The following is a 25,173-nucleotide window of genomic DNA, read 5'->3' on the forward strand; positions in this document are numbered from 1 at the left end:
ATGTTTACATCCATATACCTTTTTGAGATCAGACAACAGCTCAAACGACCTTTTATCTGGATTGTATGCTTATTAATGTACCTTCAGGGGATATATTATATGCATCACAGCGGAGAATTTTATGCTAATGATGAAACCTATGCCAATGCGCCGGCCATTTTTTTCACTGTCTTTGCAGGTATTGGGTATGTTGGCTTTATAGTTACGGCTATTATTGCCGGTACGGTTATTACTAAAGATTTACAATCTCGTTTTTCATCCATACTCTTTACCACATCCGTTTCCGAAAGCGGTTATTTCTGGGGTAGATACTGGGCAGGTTTTACCTTATTACTTATTTTGAATTTCTTTTATCTTCTCGGTGCATTTTCTTATTCGTTCTTACCCGTCAAAAACATAGGCCCGGTTGATTATTATTCTTTATTAATGGCTGTAGTATATATTTTACTTCCTAATACCTTTATACTTTTCACCTCTTGTTTTTGTGCTGCTTCTCTAAGCAGAGATGTAAAAAGTTCGTATTTGATGAGCATGTTCATAATGCTCATTATGATTTTCTCCGTTTCCATGCATGAGTTTGACCGCTCGGTAGCCTTTTACGATCCTACTTCTTTCGGAGTTTTAATAGATGATTTAGAACATATGTCTCCGGCAGAAAAAAACGCTTACCTTCCTTCTGCTACCGGAAATTTATTATGGAATAGATTAGGATGGATTCTACTTTGTCTCGTTCTTCTTATTTACAGCAGAATACGGTTTAGTTTTAAAAATTTCAGCAAAGGAACTTCCGGTAAAAAAGAGAAAAAGAAAGATGCTACTATTGCTAACCTGTCATTAAAAATTTCAAACAAAAATCAACTTGAACCGGTAAACAAAAAATTTTCACTTTCCAGTTATTGGAAAAATGTTTTTTCTTTATCATTAACCGAATGTAAAAGTGTAATTGCCCCTACAGGTTTTAAAATTTTTCTGGGGATATTATTAGTTATGTATGTTTGCTATATAGCCGTCTGGCAACAGCAATATTATTCGGAAGCACCTACCTTACCTGTAACTGTTGAAGTGACTAATATAACCATTGCCTTATCCTTTTACTTTCAGTTATTTATTATAATAAATACCGTAGAATTGCTGTTTAGAAATCAAACCAGTGGTTTTTGGAAGATCGCAGATGCCTTACCGATTCCTTCCTGGGTTACTACGGTTTCTAAAATTAATGCTATGATTATGGTTAGCTTGCTGCTTTCCATCTGTCTTATCGTTTTTGGTATAGGAGTACAAATATTTAAAGGATATTATCATTTTGAGCTGGATGTATATTTTAAAGAAATTATTTTACGGTGGCTTCCTAAATACATAGAATATATTTTATTATGCGTAGCTGTAGCCGGAATTACAGGAAATAAATATGCTACCCACGGCCTGAGTATATTAGTGCTGGTAGTTACTATTATACTTCATGAAATCGGAGTACTGGAACAGCATAGGTTTGCTTTTAGTTTTTCTCCGGGAGCGTTGAAATATACCGATATGAATGGCAGTAGTTTTTACGCCTTTGCCAATCTCATTTACAGTCTTTACTGGATATCTTTTACACTTATACTTACTTTTACAGGCTTATGGGTATGGCCCCGAGGATTGGTATCTCCTTTAGCGAAAAGATTAAATTTCAGGGGAAACCTCTCCAAACTATTTCTTTTCTTACTTGTTATATCCGCCGGAATTTTTATGTATTCCTCTTATTATATTTATGAAACTGTAAATGTCGAAAACAAATTTTCAAGCAGAGAACAGGAAAGAAATGAAGATGCGGAATATGAAAAGAAATACAAAAAATACCAGAAAACACCTCAGCCTCAAATTAAACATATAGATATCAGTCTCAATCTATTTCCTGAAAATAGAAAAATAAATTATCAGGCAACAATTGAACTTCTCAACCCTCATTCTGTTGCTGTTGATACGTTACACGTAGATTGGGACGATTTTCTGGTTATTCGAAAAATTAACTTACCTGATAATGAACTCACTCTCATCTCTCAAGATGAAGAAAACAGACATTCGGTTTATAAAATTAAATATCCGATTCAGCCGCAACGTTTACAAAAGATACAAATTGAGGCTCAAAAGATATATTCAGGATTTACTAATGATGATCCTCAAAAAGACCTCACATTTAACGGCTCTTTTATCTCTGAAAATATGCTCCCGTTTTTTGGGTATGATGACAGACGGGAACTGGCAGAAAATAAATATAGAGAAGACCTAGGGCTAGAAAAGATGAAGTCTTCATTGCCGGAAGTAAATAATTCATACGGTAATTCATTGCTTTTTGCTTCTACACAGGCACAACAGTTCACCTATAATTGTACAATAAGCACTTCTGAAAATCAAAATATTGTTATGCCCGGAATTTTATTAAAAAAGTGGTCGAAAAATCAGCGGACTTATTATAATTATACAACAGAAATACCTGTCACCTTACCTCTTAATATTTTATCTGCACATTATGCTTTCAAAAGGGCTGATGTAAATATTAACGGTAAAACGATTCGTATTGAAGTTGCTTATCACCCCTACCATTCCTATGCTATAGATAGTTGGATACAATCTGCAAAAGAAGCCTTAACTTTTCTCTCCAAAAATCTGGGTGAATATCCTTACAGTAATCTGGTCATTGCTGAAAGACCAAGATATGATGAAGATTTAGCTACCTCTGGAAATCTTATAATTCTTCCGGAAAATCATGGCTGGATTGCTGATATTAAAAGAAATGAAGATCTTGATTATTTACGGTATATAACTACCCGATTAATTGCTGAACAATATTTAAAAAGGGGAAATTTTTCCCGTGTACAAGGATATCCATTTCTCACCCAATCTATACCCGGTTATCTGGCTCTTGTACAGCTTGAATCTTACTACGGTAAAAATTCTACAGAAAAGTTTCTTAAAAAAAATCATGATAAATATTCTCAAGGGAGAGCAGTTGCAGGAATTCCTGAACTTCCTGTTTTATTTTGTGATGAAAATCAAGAGTATTTATTCAACCACAAAGGAATAGAAACTCTCTATTCAACAGGAGCCAAAATTGGTACTCAGAATGTTCTTAATCAAATTCATTCGTTTTATAAACAATCTTTAATATCTAAGAAGAAACTTACTGCTATTGATTGGTATAACGGGTTAGTGTCTCAGGAAAAATCTACTCATAATGATTATTTAAAAAATTTATACTTTTCATTAAATTAAAATACCGGAGTATGAATCTCTGGATTCGTACTCCGGTATTTTTTTTAAATATTTTTATTTATGATAAAATTAAAACTAAGCTTACTTAGCTCAACTGTCTTATTCCCTTAGGAGTAATTCCAAAATTCTTTTTAAATGCAGCAGAAAAATGAGTGTGGTTTTTATATCCCAATTTTTCGCCAATGGTTGAAATGTTATGTTCTGTGTTTCGCAATAAGCTATAAGCCTTATCCATTTTAGATTTTTTTACAAATTCAAAAACAGGGATACCAAAAACTTCTTTAAAGCCCTTTTTCAGTGAACATTCATTGGTTCCTGTTTTACAAGCCAATTCAGAAATGGTATACCATTGATTGAGATTATCTGTTATTATCTTCCTCACTTCATGCATTCTTTTATATTCAACTTTTTTCAATGAACAAAAAACCTTGCAATCGTGATTTTCAATTTGTTCAAAATGCAGCATTACCAGTTTAAGCATGAGAGATTCCAGATGAAGTTTTAGCAGGAAACCTTCCCTGCCCGAATGAAACATTTCTTCAATACAATTGCGCATAGAGAATGTTATCGGCAATAAATGGGCATGAAAGGGAAGTCTTCCCTCCTTTTCAAAATGAGAAGCCCATGAATTTTCCATATTGGTGAAATAACTCATCGTATTTTCATTCGTAGTTATAAGTAAACAACACTCAGAATCAGCATCCAAAGCAAATGAAATATTTTTATTTTCTGAAAAATAAATGTTTTGTTCGTCAGATTTTAAAAGTAATTTTCCGAAATAACCGCTAACTTCAACTTTGCCAGAAAATTGATAATGGAAAATAATTGTGTCTTTTGTTTGAGGAATAGTAAATTTATAATCTATTGGCGATCGGTTTTGCAAATGCAAAATTTGTAAATCTTCGAATACCCGTTCACTTTTAATTATCTCGTTATTCACTTTTTCTCTGTAAACCTCTGAATACGCTAATGAAAACAGATTATGTACATTTATCCTTTCAATTCCTGAGATCTGATTTTGTATATTCAATGTACCTTCCATCCATGTGATTTTTGTTGAATTTCCCATAACCGTGCATAGGTTCCATTTTGAGTTAACAACTGCTGATGAGTTCCTCTTTCTTCTATCTTTCCTTCTTTCAAAACCAGTATTTGTTGTGCTTTCTGAATGGTAGAAAGCTTATGAGCAATTACAACAACGGTTTTTGATTTTACCAGTTCCTGTATGGCTTGTTGTATATATATTTCATTTTCGGGATCCAGGCTTGCAGTTGCTTCATCCAGCAAAACGATAGGTGCGTTTTTAAGCAAAGCCCTTGCTATACTTATGCGCTGCTTCTGACCTCCGGAAAGTTTTCCACCCCCTTCTCCTACCCGGGTATCCATACCTTCCGGAAACTCCTCTACAAAACTTAATACCTGTGCCTTACGTGCAGCTTCCCATATTTCTTCTTTTGCAGCCTCCGGATTTCCAATTTTTATATTATTGTAAATCGAATCATCAAAAAGGTACACTTCCTGAAATACTTCTGCTATCATTTTATAAAAATCTTCCTGATTTATGGAACGAATATCGATCCCCCCTATTTCAATACTACCCTGAGTAACATCCCAAAAACGAGCTATTAAAGAAGCTATGGTGGTTTTTCCGGATCCGGAATGCCCTACAAGTGCCAGCATTGATTTTTCAGGAATCGAAAAGTTTAAATTATGAACGGTTAATTTTTCCTGATATCCAAAACTTACTCCTTTAAATTCGATATTAAATTTTTCAGGAATTAAATTTTCCTGCGTTTCCATTGTAGGTTCTTTTAAAACGCTTATTACTCTTTTTAGACTTTCGTTCATATAGCGAATTGTCAGATAATCAACCATTAAGACTTTTAAAGGATTATACAGGTTATAGCCCATTATTAAAAAGGTGATGAGCACAGGAATTGTTATAGAGCCTGCGAAAAGATAATATAATCCTAAAGCAATCATAGAAAGAAAACCGATTTCAAAGACAATACTTGCCGTTACAAGAAAAGGTCCGGGTAAAGCTTCCATACGTATGCTTCTTTTACGCAAATCATCAAAAGCGTTTTCTAATGTTTTATGCCTTTCTCCGGTAAGTCCGTAAGATTTTAAATGACGAATGCCCTGAACATATTCCAGAAATTTAGCTCCCACCTGATTTCTTGCAGCTATCTGTTTTTTTCCCAAACGACCCAGCAAGTAATTTGCAAATCCTAAGAAAGGAAGAATTAATGGAATAGCAGCCAGCAGACATAATGCCAAACGCCAGTCGTAGATGAAAAGAAACAGGGAAAGAACAAAGGTTCCAAATCCGGCTGATGCAATATTACCGATACTATGTCCGAAAATACCTTCAAAATTAGCTACATCCTGTAATATTACGGAAGCTATTTCTCCGGGGTCCCGTTGTTTAAAAAAACCCAGGGAAAATTTCTGAATACGATTTCCCAGATTGATTCGTAAGCGATGAGATAATCCATACACCCAAATATTGGAGGTGACCATTGCTTTAGATGCCACTACAAACTGTATAAGAAGCATCAGAAACATGATTCCTACCACCGTCCATATTCTTAAAATATTTGGATGACTTGAAAATAACTCCCATACAATCACCAACAAAATTCCTGAAGGAGTAGCTACGAAAATACTATGAATTATTTCCAACAGCATAACTATTCGTGTATCCTTTTTATTATAGGAGGTTACGTACTTTAAATTTTTGATCATACTCATTTTATTTACGCTTACTAGTTCATTATTCCTTCCTGGCTAACAATTTATTTCTGAATAGAACCAATAGTAAAAGGAAAAACACTAAATAAGAAATATTAAATCCGGCGGCATTTACCCAGCTTTTTAATTCCGATGATGGCATAAGTAATTTTATAGGCTGTTGGTATAATGTAAGGAATACCGGACTTATAAAACCTGCCCACCGAGGTAATACGGTTTTTTTCATAAAAACCAATAGAGAATATAATAACCAGCCGATAAATAAAATAATAATTGCCGGAGCCCAGGTGATATAAAACACCTTCATAAATCCTGCGGCTGTTTCCAATAAGTACGGATGTGCACTTGCATCGGTATGGTAAATTGCTTTATAAATTTCTCCGGTAAAGAAAAATACTGCATGTCCTAAGGGCATCAGCATAACACTTAAGATTAGAATAAAGTAGGTTATATAGGCATACCATTTGGTTTTATCTTTAACAAACTGAAAAGCCAACCATATCCCGGGCAAAAACAAAGAGGCTGTCATAGCTGCAATTAAGGCTCCTGCCATGAGCCGCTCTGTTGAACCCTGTAGCATTAGCATAGCAATACCGGGATCCACTTTATCTGCATAAACTTCTGAAAACAACGGATAATCTTTAGGATTTACATTAAATCCCGCAATAAGAATATCTCCTGTAACCCAGCATAGGGAAGCTATAATTGCTGATAGAAAAGATAAGTTAATTTTAGTCGGATAGTTCATATCTTCATAATTATACGTTTAGAACTCTTTTTTTTCATTTTGACGATCTACTACAGACCTGTCTTCGGATATTCCTGCTTTCCAATAAGAATAAGCGTACAATTCTTCCTGTTTCCATTCTTTTTCTTTTCGTAAATAGTGACGAATTTCCTTTACTGAGGAAAATTCAGCAGCTACATACCCCGATCGGGAGACCTCGGGCAATGGTTGCTGTTTTACGATTTCGGCAAGCCTGCTACCTTCTTTAGGGTGTTCATTATGTAACCAAATAAATTTAATGTCTGCCTGAGTCTGTAAATCCTGTTCATCCTCTTTTCCATAAACTTCCAAAATACAGATACCTTTTGCCGTTCCAGGCAAATCTTCCAGTATAGATGCAATCACCGGAATTCCGGTTGAGTCGGCAACCAGAAAATAGTTTTCCGCTTTAGTATACAGCTCGGCTTTGCCCTCTTTCATCAATACACCCAGTATATCTCCCTGTTGAGCTTTAATAGCCCAGGCAGATGCCGGTCCTTCATCACCATGAGCTACAAAATCTATCCATATTTCATTTTTATCTACATCTATTCCACGATGTGTATACGTACGAACCACGGGACGAATATGATCAGGCTGGGGAGTCCACTGCATTTTTTCGTAATCAAATTCCGGAAAATGGATTTTATTACATCCTGGAGGGGGAATTAGTATTTTATTGTTCACTCCGACTGTAGTATTCATAATTTTATTTACCTGATCTCCCGTTAGGTAAATCCTTATATAATGAGGTGTTATATATTCTTTTCTGGTAACTGTGAGTTCAAGCTGAATAGGTATAAACTTTTTCATATCATGGATCTTTATTTTTGCATAGTTGATATTATATATGGACGAAGCAATTTTTGACCATCTTTACTTACAGCATTATCGCTATAAAACTGATATTCAAAATTTTTAAATCCTGCTTTTTTACCATACATTTCAATTTCCTCTTTTTCATAAAAAGTAAAACCCTTTTGTGTGAAAGGTAATTTTACACCCAAACTTTTTTCAATAAATGCTAATGAGAAAAGGCCATTCGGTTTTAAAACACGATATATTTCTTTAAAGAAAACTTCGGGATTATCTATAAAATAAATAGTATTCACAGTAAAGCAAACATTAAAATAACTATCTTGAAAATCATATTTATTTTGTCCATCAGCAGCGAAAAATGAAGCCTTATGAAGAGAATGTCTCACCGCATTATTTTTAAGAGCCTCAGTAACCATAGCTTGTGATATATCAACTCCGTAATACAATATATCAGATTCCCTATCAAACAAATAGTCTAAGTGCTTCCCGTTTCCGAAACCTATTTCCAATACCCGCCATCCCGGTTGAAGCGTAAAAGTATCAATGGTTTTATAAATCATCAAGCTATTGCTCTTAAACATATTTTCTGCTGTTTCAATTGCCTTTTCACCGTTCGGACATCGAAGCTGATCCGCTAATTCTTCATAATTTTTTTCCTTCTTCATTATACAAATGATTTATATTACAAATTCCTGAGCTCTGATGTGTGCATTCCACATTCTTTGATATAGCTGGCTGCTAAGCAACAAATCCGCATGTTTACCTTTATCTGTAATTCTGCCTTTGTCAAAAACCAGTATCTGATCAGCATCTACAATGGTACTCAGCCGGTGTGCAATAATCAAAACCGTTTTATTTTTAATTAATTCACTGAATGCCTGCTGTATTTTGTATTCGTTTTCAGAGTCAGCAAAGGCCGTCGCTTCATCCAGAATAAGGATGGGAGCCTCTTTTAGTATAGCTCTTGCAAGTTGAATTCTTTGCTGCTCCCCTCCGCTAAGGTGTACCCCCGATTGTCCGAATAAGGTGTTATACCCTTGCGGAAGACTCATAATAAGATCATGTATCTGGGCAGCTTTGGCCGCCTGTTCAACTTCTTGTAAGGTTTTATTCATACCCATACGAATATTTTCTAACAAGCTGTCCTGAAACATGAAACTGTCCTGAAATACAAACGATACTAATTTCATCAGTTGTTCTGTCGGATACTCTTTTATATTAATTCCTCCAATTTGTACAGAGCCTTCATTCACATCCCAAAACCTGGATAAAAGCTGTCCTACAGTACTTTTTCCTGCTCCTGAGGGGCCTACCAATGCTGTAATACTTTTTTCTCTGACCTGAAAACTGACATCTGTTAAAACATTTTGATTTTCTTTATAGCTGAAAGTAACATTTACAAACTCAACATGATTGGCTTCTGAATTTTGTAAAGTTGTATTTTCAGGTAATACTTCCTGGTAAACCAATTGATCAATTTGTTCTACTCCTCTGTTAATAATGGAAAGTTGCATTCCCATATTACTCAGCACAAAAAGAGGTTTTATATATCCGGTCCCTAGTATCAGGAATAATAACAGCACAGGTAAAGTAACTCCGTTCTTAAAATATAAATACAGCCCCAGTGCTAAAACAGGAAGCATAGCATTGCTTATAAAACTCATAAATACAGCAAATGCAGGCGTACTACTCCGTATCCACTCATTTACAAAGTGATTGTAATTTTTTACTGTATTTCCATATTTATTGAAAGTTTCTGCCGACTGCCCGAAAATCTTCATTACGGGCATTGCTCTTACGTACTCTACAATACCGGCATTCATATCTTCCAGAGATTGATGATATTGCTTGATTAAAGCTTTATTCCTACCTCCGTACAAAACAGGAATCCAGACAGCCAGTATGGATAAGGGTAAAAAACTGATAAGCGCCAGCCTCCATTCCTGACTAAACAGATAACCAATGGTTATAATCGGCAAAGCAATCCCTTTAATAAAATCGGGTATTTGATGAGCTATAAAATTTTCAATCCTTTCCACATCATCTGAAAGTATTTTTTTAAGTGATCCGGAATTGTTGTTATTGAGAAATCCCATAGGAAGCCTCCCCACTTTTTCTGTAATATGCTTGCGAAGTTCAAACAAAATATTAAATGCAGCAATATGAGATAATATAACTGAACCATAGAATACGCACATACTTATAATTGCTGCTATTACAGCATAGACTATATACTCCTTAATTATTTCAAAATTAATTGATTCCTGAGCTAATTCTTTTATGATGTAGAATACAAGTATATAAGGTATCATACTCAGCAAAGCATGAACAATTGCTAAAAAACCTGAAATAAAAAGAAGACCTTTTCTTCTTCCAGCAATTTCAAGCAATCGTAAAATCCCGTTTTTCCTGTTTTTATCTTTATCCATATTCAAAAGATCTTTAATTATCAAGAATGATTCTAAATAATTTATCTATTTTTGCAAATATATCAGATTGAAGGATTCATTGAGGGACGCTAAACGGAGTAATAGTTCCGCGATAAGGATAATTAGAATATCTGGCAGATAAAAAATGAAACTATATGGCTCTACGATTGTATAATAAAGACGGAACCAAACTTTTTATGGAAAGCGAATTCCCTTGTATATCTCATACCTCAGATGGGGTTATCTGTGAAAATATTATTAGTATTGAACCTCCTTTTGGAAGAGGATATTATAAGGAAATTTATTTTGAAGGGATACATATCGGTTTTGGTGCTGCTTCTCTAAGTGAAAATACTGTCTTTTACTTTGAAAGTGATGATGAAACTGTAGAAATGCATTTTTCGTTGAAGGGTAAAAATACGGCTTTTTCTGATAAGTTTTCTTCTAGTATAGGGTTTGAGGCAAATCAGCATAATCTAATTTATGCCAATCAGATCAATGGAAAAATGCAATGGGAAAGCACAGAATTTCATCTGTGTGAAATTAATTTTAATCCAAATGTTTTCAAGCGTTTTTTACCTGATGAAAAACTTTTCAACGATTTTAAAAATTCTATGGAAAATGGAAAATCAGGTTCTTTTAGTCCAAACAATTTCTGTATGAAGCCTCAAATGTATCAAATAATAAAGGAAATTATAGGATGTGAGAGAAAAGGGATCTATAAAAAAATGTTTCTCGAATCTAAAATTATTGAGTTATTATTAGTACAGCTGGAACAAATCACCACTCAGGAAAACCAAATCCATTCCCTTAAGAAAAAGGATATAGACAAGATCTATGCTGTTAGAGAAATAATTATCAACAACCTTAATAAAAACATATCTCTCATTGAATTAGCACATCGGGTAGGCACGAATGAATTTATGCTAAAAAAAGGTTTTAAAGAACTATTCGGAACTACTGTTTTTAATTTTTGGAATGACACAAAAATGGAACAGGCAAAATCTATGATTATCCATCAGGATGTAAATATCAAAGAAATATCAGATTTGATCGGTTATAAAAATCAAAGACATTTTACCACTGCATTTAAACGCAAATTCGGAATACCTCCTAGCCAGCTGAAGAATAAATTTTAAAAAAATTTATCTATAAAACCTTATTTTTTATCCGCCAATTATCTTATTTAACCAAATTCGATACTCCTGAAATTTCAGTATTTTTTAACCTCTCTATTACAATTTTCCCGTTTTCTTATCCTAGATCAAGAATTTGTACTACTAACCGGTATTACCTTTGTTTCAATAAAAAAATAAAAAACATGAAAAATTTATTATTGACTCTGACATTAGCATTTGCTACATTATTTGTAAACGGACAAAAACTAACTATGGATCCTTATCATGCTAAGCTACAATTTGCTGTAACTCACATGACCATATCTTCAGTTGATGGGGAATTTAAAAAGTTTAATGTTAAGCTTGATCATACGAAATCTGATTTTTCTGATGCCAAATTTACTGTTACTGCTGAAACTAATTCTATTGATACAGGAATTGAGGCCAGAGATAATCATTTAAAAAGTGCTGATTTTTTTGATGTTGAAAAATATCCATCTCTTACATTTGTTACTACTTCTACAACTAAAGGAAAAAGCAACAATTATATATTGAAAGGAAATCTTACAATACATGGCATAACCAAACCTGTTACTCTAAACTTAAAATATAACGGAACTACTGTTAACCCAATGTCTAAGAAACAAACCTATGGATTTACCGTTACCGGAACTTTCAAAAGATCAGATTTTAGTGTAGGTACTAATTTCCCGGAAGCCGTAGTAAGTGATCAGGTAAATCTTCTATCTAATTTGGAATTTGTAGCTGAGTAAAATCATATTGCATAAATAACGCTAATTCTTATATTTAAGCATTACATTCTTTCAAATCATAAATACCTGAATATAATGAAAATAGCTATAATCGGAACCTCTGGTTTTGTAGGTTCCGCACTTTTAAATGAGGCATTACTTAGAAATTTGGATGTTTTATCAATTACCCGAAATAAAGATAAGATTTCAAATAAAAATTTACCTTCAGTCTCATCTTTATCAATAGATATATACAATGTAGAAGCTTTAACCAAAGCGTTAAGCGGTGTAAATATCGTAATCAGTGCTTTTAATGCAGGATGGAGAAACCCTAATTTATATAATGATAATATGCAGGGATTTCAGGATATTGAAAATGCATCTAAACTAGCTGATGTGGAGAGGCTTATCATGATTGGCGGAGCCGGAACTTTAAAAGTAGACGGTAAACAGCTGGTTGACAATTCTGACTTTCCTTCGTCCATAGTATCAGGTGCAAGATCTTGCAGAGATTATTTTAATGTCCTGAAAAATGACATTTATCTTAATTGGACTTATTTTGCTCCAGCTCCTGAGATGAATCCAAATGTAAATACAGGAAGGACGGGTAACTATCGACTGGGTTCTGATAGTCCTGTAACGGACGAAAACGGAATAAGCCGAATTTCGGTAGAAGATACGGCAGTAGCGGTTTTAGATGAAGTTAATAATAAACAATTTATAAAAAAACTATTTACTGCTGCTTATTAAAATAGTATATCATGAGTCTGAATTCATTAAACATATTAAATCAACCATTTAAAAACTCCCACAAAATGCCTGCATTATTTTTAGGGCATGGCAGCCCTTTAAATGCAATTGAAGATAACGAATTTACTCAGGGATGGAAAAAAATCAAAGAAAAAATCCCTCAAAAACCGCGGGCAATTTTATGCATTTCTGCTCATTGGGAAACAAACGGAACCTGGGTTACTTCAATGAAAACTCCACGGACTTTACATGATTTTTATGGATTTCCGAAAGATTTGTATGAATTCAGTTATCCTGCTCATGGAGATCCGGAATTAGCTTTAAATATACAGCAAAAGTTTACCTCGGCTTCTATTGGGCTAAATGAAAACTGGGGATTAGATCATGGATGCTGGAGTGTTATTAAACATCTATATCCTGAAGCAGATGTGCCTATCTTACAAATGAGTCTGGATTATTCTAAAAATAGTAAAGAACATTTCTTTATAGCTAAAGAGCTATCATTTTTAAGAGAAAAAGGCATATTGATTATCGGAAGTGGAAATATAGTTCATAATTTACAAAAACTAAAATGGAATTCACCTACAGAAGGTTATGATTGGGCATATGAAGCAAATAACACATTAAAAGAGCTGATAGTAAATGAAAATTATTCTTCTTTAATCGAATACCAAAAATTGGGTAAAGAAATTTTGTATTCTATTCCAACTCCGGAACACTATTTGCCACTTCTTTATATAATGGCAGTAAAAAATAAACAGGAGAAATTAGAATTTTTTAATGATAAGATTGTTTTGGGGTCTTTATCCATGACTTCATTCATTATTCTATAAATAAACACACTATAATGAAATTTATTTTTGTCTGCCCTTTTTGAAGAAGATGAAAATTAAACCTTTTAAAAACTTTAAACATATGACAACAAAATGGTCAATAGACAAATCACATTCAGAAGTATTCTTCAAAGTTAAACACATGGTAATTTCAACTGTTACCGGAGAATTCACTGAATTTGACGGCTCAGTAGAATCAGACTCTGATGATTTTTCAAATGCAGAATTTCAATTTTCAGTAGAAATTGAATCCATAAATACTAAAATGAAAGATAGGGATAACCATTTAAAATCTGCTGACTTTTTTGATTCGGCTCAATATCCAAAATTATCATTTAAAAGTACTTCTGGTTTGCAAAATGGAAAAATATCGGGCAATCTAACCATTAGAGACGTTACAAAAGAAATAATTTTAGATGCAGACTTTGGTGGTATTATTAAAGATCCATGGGGTAATAGAAGAGCCGGTTTTGAACTATCTGGCAAAATAAACCGTAAAGACTTTGGTCTTAACTGGAGTCAGTTAACTGAAGCAGGTGGGATGGTTGTAGCTAATGATGTTAAACTTTTAGTAAATCTTGAATTTGTTGCTCAGTAATTAAGATATATTTACTATAGTTAATAATAAAAGTGAGATTATATCTCACTTTTATTGTTGTTACAGTGAATATTCATTAATGATATTTTTATACCTTAAGCCTGAAAATTATTTTGAACTTGTCAACGATTTTTATTGAGCTTTACAGAAATAAAACAAATAAAAAATTCTCTTAATTTTGTTAAAAAAAATGAATACATCAGAAACATTGAATTATTCAGGTGTCTTCTTATCCTGCTTTTACGATAATGACACCAGTTGTGTTCATGCAACCAAAGACCATACACTGGTTTACCTGTATTCGGGAAAACTTATAATCGAAGAATACAATAAAGAAACTATTGTTGGTGCTGGAGAATGCGTATTTATTAGACGTAATCACAGAGTTAAAATGAGAAAAGTTTTTTCAGGAAAAGATCAGTATAAAGGGATCTCTATGACTTTTAAACGAAACTTTCTGCTAAATTTTTTTAAAAAAATTGATAAAAAATATATTCCTGAAGATATTAAAGCTCCTGAAAAAAATATATTCAGAATACCTACCCGACCAGATGTTACAAGTCTTTTCCAGTCTTTGACTCCTTACTTTAACTCTTCGGTTTCGCCCTCTACTGAAATTATAAATTTAAAAGAGCAGGAAGGTCTTCATTGCCTATTAAGAACCGATGCTGTTTTCTTCCCTATACTATTTGATTTTTCAAATCCCTGGAAAATTGATATTTTGGATTTTCTTAATGAAAATTATACGGATGATCTTACCATGAGTGAAATTGCCGCTTATACAGGAAGAAGCCTGGCAACTTTTAAAAGGGATTTTGCTAAAATCAGTAAGGTTCCGCCTCAGAAATGGATTATCAATAAAAGATTAGAAACCGCTTATGAAAAATTACAGGATAAAAACAAAAAGGTAAGTGAAATTTATTCTGAAGTCGGATTTAAAAATTTATCTCATTTTTATTCGGCTTTTAAAAAGCAATATGGATATTCTCCAAAGAGATGATTTTTTAGAAATATCTTACAGTGATTTACTCCCACTCGAAAATTATGAGCTTTTAAACAAAAAACATTGAGCTTATAAACAAAGGCTTGTAGCATTATCTCCATTAATTTTGTGATAAATTAATTTATTAATAATACAAAAATTAATATGGACATATTTGAAAGAATGCGAAAAGGAGAACTTATACTTGACAGTGATCCTGAATATCCAGAATTGTATAAAGCATTGATTCGCGGCATGCGAATTACCGGAGAACTTAATTCCTCATATCATACCAAAGAAGAAACACGGGTTATTATAGAAAAGCTTACAAAACAAAAAATAGATAAGTCAACATGGATAGTCCCTCCTTTCTACAGTGATTTCGGACAATTCATACGCTTAGGTAAAAAAGTTTTTATTAACAGTGGATGCATTTTTATGGATCGGGGAGGAATAACTTTAGAAGACGGAGTTTTTGTCGGTCCTAATGTAAATATTATTACTGAAAATCATTCGGAAATTCCTGAATTAAGATCAAACGTTTATGCCAAACCTATTCTCGTGAAATCCAATGCATGGATCGGTGCAGCTGCCATACTATTACCCGGTGTAACCATAGGGGAAAATTCCATAGTTGCCGCAGGTTCTGTAGTCACAAAGGATGTACCCGATTCTACTATTGTAGCAGGAAATCCTGCAAAAATAATTCGAAAAATTAAATCTGAATAACGTGGTTAAACCATTTATCTGCTTAATTACATCATTGTTTTTATATTCATGTGCTGACTTAAAAAAAAGGAACAGGGAAAATTTTACTTCATTTACTTCAACTTCAAAAGACCATCAAAAAATGTTTTTTACTATTACCATTAATGATCATATTTTACAGGCTACATTATCAAATACTGAAGCTGCTAAAGAACTTATAAAGCTATTACCTTTAACTATCAAAATGAATGATTTGAATGATAATGAAAAATATGGAAATCTTCCTCTTGAAATTCCTACCTCAGATTATTATCCCAATATTATAAGCGAAGGAGATATCATGCTTTATGGTACAAAAACTTTAGTTATTTTTTATAAAACTTTTCCAACAACCTATCAGTATACTTTACTAGGAAAAATTAATAAACCTTCTCAACTTAAAAAAATTATGGGTTCCGGTCCTGTTACTATTAAACTATCCCGTCCAATGTCCGAAAAATAGTTTTGTATTCCTATGAGTTTGCTTAAATATGCTCTATTCATTTATCCGGCTATAGAGCTATCAATAGAGTATATGATACATATAAATTTTGCATCTGCAGATTATGTATATTTGTATAATTGATGTTATAGCAAATGAAAATTGAAGATCTGATTAAAGATAAGATACTTATTTTGGATGGTGCCATGGGAACCATGATCCAACAGCATAAACTGAAAGAAGAAGATTACAGAGGTAAAGAATTTAAAAACTGGCATAAAGATATTAAAGGTAACAATGACTTATTATCTATTACCCAGCCTGAAATAATTAAAGATATTCATTTGGAATATTTTGAAGCTGGAGCTGATATTGTTGAAACCAATACTTTCAATGCTAACAGGATTTCAATGGCTGATTATGATATGCAGGATTGGGTGAATGAACTCAATATATCTTCTGTTAAAGCAGCAAAGGAAGCAAGAGATGAATATTACGATAAACATACTTTTCGCCCTTTGTATATTGCCGGCTCTATAGGACCTACTTCTAAAACTACTTCTATTTCCCCGGATGTGAATGATCCGGCATACAGAGAAGTCGATTTTGATTTTCTTGCCCAAATATATAAGGAACAAGCTATAGCATTAATTGATGCGGGCTCGGATCTTCTTCTAGTTGAAACAATATTTGACACTTTAAATGCTAAGGCTGCATTTTTCGGTATTGAAGAAGCTTTTGACTCAACAGGCAAATCACTTCCATTAATGGCTTCAGGCACTATAACAGATGCTGCCGGAAGAACCTTATCCGGACAGACAACAGAAGCATTTTTAGTATCATTATCTCATTTACCTTTGCTATCGATAGGTTTGAATTGTGCTTTAGGAGCAGACCAATTATATCAATATCTGGAAATCTTAGCTAAATATTCACCTTTTTATGTTAGTGCCTATCCAAATGCAGGATTACCAAATCCATTGGGTGGATATGACGAAACCCCTGAAATGATGGCGGAAAAGGTAAAATTATATCTGGATAGCGAATTAGTAAATATTTTAGGTGGTTGCTGTGGCACCACACCATCTCATATTAAATTATTTGCAGAAATGGCTTCAAATTATACCCCGCGAGCAATAAAGGTAAGTTAATCGTTTTGTGTTCTCTTACATAAAGAATATGAAAAAACAAATTAACTGTCCGATATTAACTATTTTAAAAAGAAATATTAAAATAAAGTATTCTGCAGAAAATAAATCCAATTAATTAAACCCAATAAATAATAAGTTAACATGAAAATTAAAACCATTTTTCTGACGACACTACTACTATTTGCATTAAAAATTTCTGCCCAATTCAGTCTTCCAAAATTAGATTATTCCTATGATGCTTTACAGCCTCATATTGATTCTACTACCATGCGTATACATTATACTAAGCACCATGCTGCTTATGTAAATAACCTGAATGCAGCAATTCAGAAATATCCGCAGTACTCTAAAAAAACGGTTGAAGAACTGATTATGAACTTGAACAATTTACCCGATGATATTCGTACGGCGGTAAGAAATAATGGAGGAGGCCACTATAATCACTCTTTATTCTGGACCGTTTTAACACCTGAGAACAATTCTAAGCCTGAAGGAGAAGTTGTTAAAGCAATTGAAAAAAAATTCGGCTCATTAGATACTTTTAAAGCAGAATTTGACAAAGCTGCTGCTAGCCGTTTCGGTTCTGGATGGGCATGGCTGATTGTGGATAAAGACGGGAAATTAAAAGTAACATCTACAGCTAATCAGGATAATCCATTAATGGATATTGCTGATCTCAAAGGTGTACCTGTTCTTGGGCTTGATGTTTGGGAACATGCCTATTATTTAAGTTATCAGAATAGAAGAGCTGATTATATTAAATCCTACTGGAGTATTGTAAACTGGAAAGAAGTCAATAAAAGATATTTAGCTGCTTTAAAGAAGAAATAAAAATTATAAATTTTGCTAAAAAAAGGCCGGAAAATATAAATTACCGGCCTTTATACTTGTTATCCTTAACTCAAATTATCTTCTCAATATTTGTCATATTGATTCTACTATTTTACTTCAATTTGTTTAGGAGCCATTTCGGTGTGTTCTTTTTTAGGTAAAATAAGTTTTAACACTCCATCTTTATAAGAGGCATCAACTTTAGTTTCATCAATATTATTTTCATCTAAAGTAAAGCTACGTTTAAAACTTGTATGATAATATTCTACTCTATGAGCCTTTTTCTCGCTGGTTTCAGACTTTTTATCGTAGCTGATAGTCAAAAGTCCTTTTTCAAGACTCACTTTAAAATCATTTTTATCCAGACCGGGAGCAAATAAATCTACAAGATAACTATCTTTATCTTCAGATATGTTTACGGGTGGAAATTTCACTTCAGTTCTGTTCCATGCAGGAGCATTTGAAAAAATTTCATCCAATAAATTCCCAAAACTCTTGTTGTTTGTTTTAACTATATCAGTCATAATTTTTTTATTTTTTAAGATTTACAAAACAAAATATTCAAAACTCAGACCAAATAAGACAAATAATATTATAATTAATTGATTATCAATAAATTAAAATATTAATAAAAAACCCAACAAGACATATTGTCTTATTGGATTACGTAAATATCTAAAAAAAAGGAATTTTTGTCATGAAAATATTACATATTCATCAAGTTTCATTTACTTGTACTCAATGATTTTATTATCTTTGCTGATAATACGAAAGTTCATTTTTATAATTTTAATATTATAAACACGCCTTATTACTAATTTAAATTCAATTAATCTGAATATTCATGGAACATTTATACTCTTTACTAGATTTCATTCTTCACATCAACAAGCATCTTGACAACTTAATGCTAATGTACGGAGTATGGGTCTATGCTATATTATTTTTAATTATTTTCTGCGAAACCGGACTGGTAGTTACTCCTTTTCTTCCAGGTGATTCTTTGCTTTTCGCAGCAGGAGCTCTTGCAGCATCCAGTAACGAACTCAATGTTTATTTTTTAGCTTTGTTATTAATTTTAGCAGCTATACTTGGAGACTCGGTAAATTTTGAAATAGGTAAATATTTCGGTCATAAACTTTTCAGTAACCCGAATTCAAAGATATTTAAACAAAGTTATCTTCAAAAAACTCATGATTTTTATGAAAAACACGGTGGTAAAACCATTATACTCGCACGTTTTGTTCCTATAGTAAGAACTTTCGCTCCCTTTGTGGCCGGAATGGGACGCATGAGTTATAAATACTTTTTTTCCTATAACATCATTGGAGCAATTATCTGGGTTGTCCTATTCCTATTTTTAGGATATTTTGTAGGAAATATACCTTGGGTTCAAAATAATTTACCTTTGGTTATGGTTATCATAATCATCGCTTCTGTTGTTCCCGGTATTTTTGAAATAGTCCGGAATAAATTAAAAAAAAGCAACTAACATAGTGTATTACAAAACTTTGTAATCACCTCAAAACACTATAGTTATATTTATCAAATATTTGATATATTTGCTACTGCCACTTTTGGCTATACACACAAAACCACGCCTTTGACAGGCATTCAAACTAATAAACCATTAAATTATTAAGTAATTAATATGAAAAAATCTCACTTATTTACCTTATTCCCTTTAATTTTATTTACTATAACAGCCTTAGTTTATGCTTTTGACTATCTATTTGGAGGCATTTCTGATTTGGCATTATTTATATTCCGCTGGATTGGTCTTACCGGACTTTTTATTTACGGAATAGGTAAAAAAAATCTTACTGTATGGATTTTTATAGCCTTAGCTGTTGGAGCATTTATTGGCTACGATTTTCCTACAGTAGGTGAAAATATGAAAGTTTTAAGTAAAATTTTCTTAAAGCTTATTAAAACAATTATAGCTCCTTTAATATTCGCCACATTAGTACACGGTATTGCCGGTCATTCCGATTTAAAACAAGTGGGAAGGATGGGATGGAAATCAATTGTTTATTTTGAAATAATTACCACTGTGGCTTTGTTTTTAGGTTTGGTAGCTATTAATCTTACTAAAGCCGGAGAAGGAGTTAAATATGTAAAAGTAAATGATGTAATTGAAAAAAAAACCGCACAAACATGGGAAGATCATATTTTAGATATATTTCCAGAAAATATTGCTAAATCAGTGGCTGAAGCACAGGTACTACAGATAGTCATTTTTAGTTTTATTTTTGGTATAGCTCTCATCATGATAAGCGAAAAAAAACGTACTTTACTAGTGGATTTTACAGATAGTCTGGCAGATACCATGTTTAAATTCACCAATATTGTCATGTATGTTGCTCCATTTGGTGTACTGGGAGCTATGGCGGATACTGTCTCAGGAATGGGACTTGATGTTTTAATCCCATTATTGAAACTTTTACTAACATTATATGCTGCATTAATTGTATTTATCTTAATTGTATTTATTCCTATTGCATTTTTTATAGGAATGCCTATGAAACGCTTTTTCTATGAATTAAAAGATGTTGCTTATCTGTCATTTTCTACTGCAAGTTCTGAAGCAGCTTTACCTAAAGCCATGACTGCTATGGAAAGATTAGGAGTTCCCAGAAAAATCGTTTCTTTTGTTCTACCTACAGGATATACATTTAACTTAGACGGAACTACTTTATATTTATCTCTTGCAAGTGTTTTTGTTGCTCAGGCAGCAGGTATACATCTGTCTCTTTACCAACAGTTGATTATGGTTTTAGTACTGATTGTAACCAGCAAGGGGGTTGCCGGGGTTCCTCGTGCATCATTGGTAATCTTATCTGGAACAGCAGCCTCTTTCGGACTTCCTGAATGGCCTATTTTAATGATTCTGGGAATTGATCAACTTATGGACATGGCAAGAACTACTGTCAATGTACTGGGTAATTGTTTAGCATCTGCTGTAATAGCTAAGTGGGAAGGAGAATTTGATCCTAAAGGAGCTTTAGAAAATTACACTAAAGGTGAAAACCTTGAATAAATGCATTTTTTACTAATTTTATAAGACTATTTTTATATAAAATATATGCGACAAATAAGCAATAAAAGATTCTGTCTGGTAGTTTTTGCTATGCTTTTAACCTTTTCTGCTGAACTTCATGCCTGGGGACTAACCGGACATAGGGTTGTGGCTGAAATAGCCGAAAGAAATTTAAATCGTAAGGCAAAAAAAGAAATAAAAAAACTGTTGGAAGGATCTTCTATGGCTTATTGGGCAAACTGGCCCGATGAAATAAGATCTGACTCTACCCATAGCTGGCAACATACTTTTAACTGGCATTACGTAAACTTTCAATCAGGACTTACCTTCGAGCAACTTTCTGTCAATCTTGAAAACTACCCGGTAGAAAATATATATTCCGCCATCAATCTAAATACAACAAAATTAAAAAATAAATCACTTTCTTTAAGCGAAAGAAGGGTTTCCCTTTATTTCTTGATTCATTTAATAGGAGATCTGGAACAACCTCTTCACATAGGTCGCGAGGAAGATTTAGGGGGCAACAAGATTGAAGTAAACTGGTTTTCATCAAAAACTAATTTACATTCTGTATGGGATTCCAAATTAATTGATTATTATAAATATAGCTATACTGAATATTCCTCCTTACTTGATATTCATTCAAAAAAAGTAAATAAAAATTTAGCTAGTGGTGATTTAAAATACTGGATATATGATTCGTATTTGTTGGCCGATAAAGTGTATGATGAAATAAAAACCTACGAAAAACTGGATTATCAATATGCATATTATCATAAGGAAATACTGGATCTCCAACTTCTAAAAGGCGGCCTTCGCCTGGCAAAGGTACTGAATGAAATATTTTCAAGTTATTAACCTTAAAATTCAGTAAACTTAAAAATCTTTTTTAATACTTTATATGTACAACAAATAATTAAGTGATGATAAATTAAATATGAATCATAGTTATTAATTGCTTTTATTTTATTGTTTTATCCATTTAATTCCATACAATCAAGTCAGACGGGACATAGGCCTTTGGGAATCCGGAACATCAACTCCCATGGCCATCCATACCAATACTCCATATGCTAAGGAGGTAAATAAAACATCATTTCGCCAGACAAAATGAAGATTCATTTCAGGCGAAGAAAACATACTGAGAATAATACCTGCCATTGCAAAACCTACCGCTAACCATTGATAAACAGACAAATGTGAATACGAAGGTGTTTGAGGCTCTCCGCGGAAAGCTTCTTCAAAAAAACGAAAACAGGCACTAAAAAACAGATACAACCCAATGATCAGGGAAGCAGGTAAACCATGAAATGCTAAAGTCCATAACAAAATTATAAGGAATGAATTACCTATAATGGAATATAACTGAGTAGGATAAACCGGTCGATTGTACAGTCCGGCAATACGCACCACCCGGTTCAGCGGTTTCCGGTAATGTACTCCGTGTTTTTCATTACATACCCTGCCATGGCAACACCCTTGCACAAAACAGCGCAAACGTCCTACTGCCTGAACCCAAGGAGCTACACAGGCAAAAGCCGCACTTAACTGCCAGAAATCCTGAAATCCTACCAAAATCATCGCAACGGAACCTCCGATTACTCCTCCATAGTAACCGAAAGGACGCATCAATTGACTGGATGCTTCCAGCCATTGCCCCCAGATTCCGGCTCCTACCAATCCTGCCAGACTGACTACTGCAAGTTTCCAGAAAGGAATCTGAGGTAAGAAAAGGCCCATCAGCAACAATCCAAAACCAGAAGCCAAACCTACATACACTCCGTGATTTATAATCCGAACCTTACCTACTTTCCATTCCTGCCAGCTATTTGCCAGTTTTTCACAATAAAGCAATATCATTTTGTAAATCTGTGAATATTGAAGAGATACAAGCATCAGTATAAATCCGGAAACTACGTCCAATACTGAATGAACTCCGGTAAGGATACAACTTATACTTATAAGCATTGCTATTCCCCAAGATATCCATTTTGATATAATTTCCTTCCATACAATCACAGACAGACAAGCCCAGAATACATGAAGGGAAGGAAATGCACAGGCCGATGTATCCATCTCCCGTTGTATTTGCAGCCATTCTCCCCAAACATCCCGTACAATGAACGGACGCGGGGTTGCTCCTAATGGAAAAAGTACAAAACAGGAAAATCCGATCATGCTACCTAAAATTCCGGCAAACATAAACCTTCGTAATGACTTTTGGCTTTTAGCTACTAACGGGACTATGGCTACCCAAAGATAGGTTACTAAATATGGAATTACGGCCCAAGTTTGTACTTTCCAGGTATATTCTACAGAAAAATACGTATCATGTAAATTTTCAACTGGAAGCAGTTCTGACAAATACAGATAAATTAACAGCCAGGGAATCAATATAAAAAAATAGGCTGCCAGACGATTTCCTGCTGTTGGTTTTTTGTTACTGAAAGCTGGAAAAACCGTTTCGGCTTCTTTATATTCTTTGCCGAATCTTCTCTGCAAATCAGGAATTTCATATCCAAATAATAAAACAAAAATTCCCACGATAAAACAAGGTATTATGATCCATACTCCGGAAGCTAATCCAAATAAAAAAAAGATTCCGGCTAAAGTAAGTACACTTCCCAAATAAATTGGATGGGAAATCCAGCGGTAAACTCCTTTTCGCACAAATTCGGAAGGGGGAAATGCATTCATAGGCAATCCTTTTCCATCTTTCCACAAATGCCACATTCCTTTAATCATAAACCAAATTCCAGACACAATAAAAAGAACCGGAAGATAAATCCCTGTTTTAACTTTGGGTAATCCGGGAATCAAAATATCCAGTCGATAAGCCCAAAACCCTAAAATAACCGGAAGCACAAAACAAAATATTGCTCCATAAACTATTTTACCTATTGTACTGTCTTTAGAAAATAACTGTTTCATCTATAATCCATCCTTTATGTATATTCCCAGATTCTGTTTTTAATTCCCCTGGTGCCAAACGTTTGTATTCATTTATATTTAAAACACTTTCAGGAAAGAGCATTTTTAACATGGGTGTCCGTTTAAATGCAGTATCCTTTAACAATCCGTTTCGTATTGTATGTCCCTGCTGAATTTCCAGTCTTCCTGCTTTGTATTCAATAAATGAATCCTTTATTTTTATATTTTGTTGCAAATTTCCATCTAAAAATAACCATTGTTTTTCACCGCTATCTTTTAACTTCCAGTGAATCCAGACCAAAGCTATCTGTTCCGAAACAAATCGTCCCCAACGCAGAATTTTTATTGGAAGTTTCCAAGGAGGTAAATCCATACTCATACATTCCACATATCCTAACCCTGTATAATTTTGTTCTGAAATTTTTGCCTGTGCTTGTGCTCTTGGAAGAATGTTATTCCAGATTACTTCTCCTTCTCCGGATTTCCAAAGGCTAACAGGAGTAGTTCTACTCTCTCCGGATTTCCATATAATTTTACTATTAAATTCGTCTGAATTCCAAAAATACTCAGCCTGATTTTCTTCAGGAAATTCATATTTGAGACTGTATTTTTCTGTAAATGATTCTTTCGGACTTCCTTTTAAAAATGCAGAGTAACCCAGAGGAATCCCCATTAATTTTAATTTTGCAGCATATGCTATACATGTCATTCCTTTATCATCGATAAAATCCATGTACCACTTTACAAGTTTCATAATAATATAAATAGTTTTATATATTAACCTTTGTTACTTTTGTTTATTGTTTATTTTTTTTAATATAAACAATAAATTAAATTCTTTTAATTAAAAAAACTATTTAAATATGTAAATTTATTCAAAAACTGTTTATTGAATTCAAATAATGGGATAATAAATAATTTGTCCAGTTATTAAAGGTTAAAAAATATGAAATTAGAGTTTATCCCTGTAAAATACTT

General features: G+C 33.3%; 23 protein-coding genes. 14 read left to right on the top strand and 9 right to left on the bottom strand.

Going from position 1 to position 25,173, the window contains the following annotated elements; translation table 11 throughout:
* A complete protein-coding gene (locus tag EQ921_RS09645; protein WP_128331503.1) occupies window positions 1-3,252 on the top strand; it encodes an ABC transporter permease in 3,252 nt (1,083 codons plus the stop codon).
* 85 nt (window positions 3,253-3,337) lie between these two features.
* Here the strand turns inward: EQ921_RS09645 and EQ921_RS09650 are convergent, their stop codons facing one another.
* The 6 genes from EQ921_RS09650 to EQ921_RS09675 are packed head-to-tail and all read right to left on the bottom strand — an operon-like array spanning window position 3,338 to window position 10,020.
* Window positions 3,338-4,321 carry an AraC family transcriptional regulator gene (locus EQ921_RS09650; protein WP_128149212.1) on the bottom strand — a complete coding sequence of 328 codons (984 nt, stop codon included), beginning with the start codon at window positions 4,319-4,321 and terminating at the stop codon, window positions 3,338-3,340.
* Complete coding sequence (locus tag EQ921_RS09655; RefSeq protein WP_128331504.1) at window positions 4,279-6,000, bottom strand: ABC transporter ATP-binding protein; 1,722 nt, start codon at window positions 5,998-6,000, stop codon at window positions 4,279-4,281. The genes EQ921_RS09650 and EQ921_RS09655 overlap by 43 nt, the downstream gene beginning before the upstream one ends.
* A 28-nt stretch (window positions 6,001-6,028) precedes the next feature.
* Window positions 6,029-6,754 carry a DUF6796 family protein gene (locus tag EQ921_RS09660; RefSeq protein WP_128331505.1) on the bottom strand — a complete coding sequence of 242 codons (726 nt, stop codon included), beginning with the start codon at window positions 6,752-6,754 and terminating at the stop codon, window positions 6,029-6,031.
* 18 nt (window positions 6,755-6,772) lie between these two features.
* Entirely contained in the window at window positions 6,773-7,585 is an 813-nt protein-coding gene (locus EQ921_RS09665) for a siderophore-interacting protein (protein WP_128331506.1), read from the bottom strand.
* 11 nt (window positions 7,586-7,596) lie between these two features.
* Window positions 7,597-8,256: a class I SAM-dependent methyltransferase gene (locus EQ921_RS09670; RefSeq protein WP_128331507.1), complete on the bottom strand. Its 660-nt coding sequence runs from the start codon at window positions 8,254-8,256 to the stop codon at window positions 7,597-7,599.
* A gap of 12 nt (window positions 8,257-8,268) precedes the next feature.
* Entirely contained in the window at window positions 8,269-10,020 is a 1,752-nt protein-coding gene (locus tag EQ921_RS09675) for an ABC transporter ATP-binding protein (protein WP_255424471.1), read from the bottom strand.
* Between the two features lie 155 nt (window positions 10,021-10,175).
* Between EQ921_RS09675 and EQ921_RS09680 the strand changes: the two genes are divergently transcribed.
* The 10 genes from EQ921_RS09680 to EQ921_RS09725 all read left to right on the top strand — a co-directional run bounded on the left by EQ921_RS09680 (window position 10,176) and on the right by EQ921_RS09725 (window position 18,224).
* The gene (locus EQ921_RS09680; RefSeq protein WP_128331508.1) at window positions 10,176-11,159 is read left to right on the top strand and encodes an AraC family transcriptional regulator; all 984 of its coding nucleotides are present in this window, start codon (window positions 10,176-10,178) and stop codon (window positions 11,157-11,159) included.
* Window positions 11,160-11,341: 182 nt separating this feature from the next.
* Window positions 11,342-11,911 carry a YceI family protein gene (locus EQ921_RS09685; RefSeq protein ID WP_128149224.1) on the top strand — a complete coding sequence of 190 codons (570 nt, stop codon included), beginning with the start codon at window positions 11,342-11,344 and terminating at the stop codon, window positions 11,909-11,911.
* A gap of 75 nt (window positions 11,912-11,986) precedes the next feature.
* A complete protein-coding gene (locus EQ921_RS09690) occupies window positions 11,987-12,640 on the top strand; it encodes an NAD(P)-dependent oxidoreductase (protein WP_181951004.1) in 654 nt (217 codons plus the stop codon).
* 11 nt (window positions 12,641-12,651) lie between these two features.
* Entirely contained in the window at window positions 12,652-13,473 is an 822-nt protein-coding gene (gene ygiD, locus EQ921_RS09695; RefSeq protein WP_128331509.1) for a 4,5-DOPA dioxygenase extradiol, read from the top strand.
* Window positions 13,474-13,555: 82 nt separating this feature from the next.
* Window positions 13,556-14,071 carry a YceI family protein gene (locus EQ921_RS09700; RefSeq protein ID WP_128149230.1) on the top strand — a complete coding sequence of 172 codons (516 nt, stop codon included), beginning with the start codon at window positions 13,556-13,558 and terminating at the stop codon, window positions 14,069-14,071.
* Window positions 14,072-14,261: 190 nt separating this feature from the next.
* Window positions 14,262-15,071, top strand: a complete 810-nt coding sequence (locus EQ921_RS09705) for an AraC family transcriptional regulator (protein ID WP_128331510.1) — start codon at window positions 14,262-14,264, stop codon at window positions 15,069-15,071.
* Between the two features lie 147 nt (window positions 15,072-15,218).
* Window positions 15,219-15,782 (top strand): sugar O-acetyltransferase, encoded by a 564-nt coding sequence (locus tag EQ921_RS09710; RefSeq protein ID WP_128331511.1) that lies wholly within the window; start codon window positions 15,219-15,221, stop codon window positions 15,780-15,782.
* Window positions 15,783-15,903: 121 nt separating this feature from the next.
* Window positions 15,904-16,263 (top strand): cyclophilin-like fold protein, encoded by a 360-nt coding sequence (locus tag EQ921_RS09715; RefSeq protein WP_128331627.1) that lies wholly within the window; start codon window positions 15,904-15,906, stop codon window positions 16,261-16,263.
* Between the two features lie 134 nt (window positions 16,264-16,397).
* A complete protein-coding gene (locus tag EQ921_RS09720; RefSeq protein WP_128331512.1) occupies window positions 16,398-17,393 on the top strand; it encodes a homocysteine S-methyltransferase family protein in 996 nt (331 codons plus the stop codon).
* Window positions 17,394-17,534: 141 nt separating this feature from the next.
* Complete coding sequence (locus EQ921_RS09725) at window positions 17,535-18,224, top strand: superoxide dismutase (protein ID WP_128331513.1); 690 nt, start codon at window positions 17,535-17,537, stop codon at window positions 18,222-18,224.
* Window positions 18,225-18,331: 107 nt separating this feature from the next.
* Here the strand turns inward: EQ921_RS09725 and EQ921_RS09730 are convergent, their stop codons facing one another.
* A complete protein-coding gene (locus EQ921_RS09730; protein ID WP_128149240.1) occupies window positions 18,332-18,748 on the bottom strand; it encodes an Hsp20/alpha crystallin family protein in 417 nt (138 codons plus the stop codon).
* Window positions 18,749-19,068: 320 nt separating this feature from the next.
* Here EQ921_RS09730 and EQ921_RS09735 point away from each other — a divergent pair, with 320 nt between their 5' ends.
* From EQ921_RS09735 to EQ921_RS09745, 3 genes are all read left to right on the top strand, one after another.
* On the top strand, window positions 19,069-19,716 hold the full coding sequence (locus tag EQ921_RS09735) for a DedA family protein (RefSeq protein ID WP_128149242.1): 648 nt from the start codon (window positions 19,069-19,071) through the stop codon (window positions 19,714-19,716).
* 159 nt (window positions 19,717-19,875) lie between these two features.
* Window positions 19,876-21,264 carry a dicarboxylate/amino acid:cation symporter gene (locus tag EQ921_RS09740; RefSeq protein WP_128331514.1) on the top strand — a complete coding sequence of 463 codons (1,389 nt, stop codon included), beginning with the start codon at window positions 19,876-19,878 and terminating at the stop codon, window positions 21,262-21,264.
* 45 nt (window positions 21,265-21,309) lie between these two features.
* Window positions 21,310-22,122, top strand: coding sequence for a S1/P1 nuclease (locus tag EQ921_RS09745; RefSeq protein ID WP_255424472.1), 813 nt, complete (start codon window positions 21,310-21,312; stop codon window positions 22,120-22,122).
* A gap of 138 nt (window positions 22,123-22,260) precedes the next feature.
* On the opposite strand, the gene EQ921_RS09750 is transcribed toward EQ921_RS09745, so the two are convergent.
* Together EQ921_RS09750 and EQ921_RS09755 are read right to left on the bottom strand one after the other, a co-directional pair.
* A complete protein-coding gene (locus tag EQ921_RS09750) occupies window positions 22,261-24,195 on the bottom strand; it encodes a prolipoprotein diacylglyceryl transferase family protein (RefSeq protein ID WP_128331515.1) in 1,935 nt (644 codons plus the stop codon).
* Entirely contained in the window at window positions 24,176-24,949 is a 774-nt protein-coding gene (locus EQ921_RS09755; protein WP_128331516.1) for a hypothetical protein, read from the bottom strand. Before EQ921_RS09755 ends, EQ921_RS09750 begins: the two co-directional genes overlap by 20 nt.
* Window positions 24,950-25,173 lie beyond the last annotated feature (224 nt).

It is taken from the genome of Apibacter sp. HY039, assembly GCF_004023655.1.
GTDB classification, from domain to species: Bacteria; Bacteroidota; Bacteroidia; order Flavobacteriales; family Weeksellaceae; genus Apibacter; species Apibacter raozihei.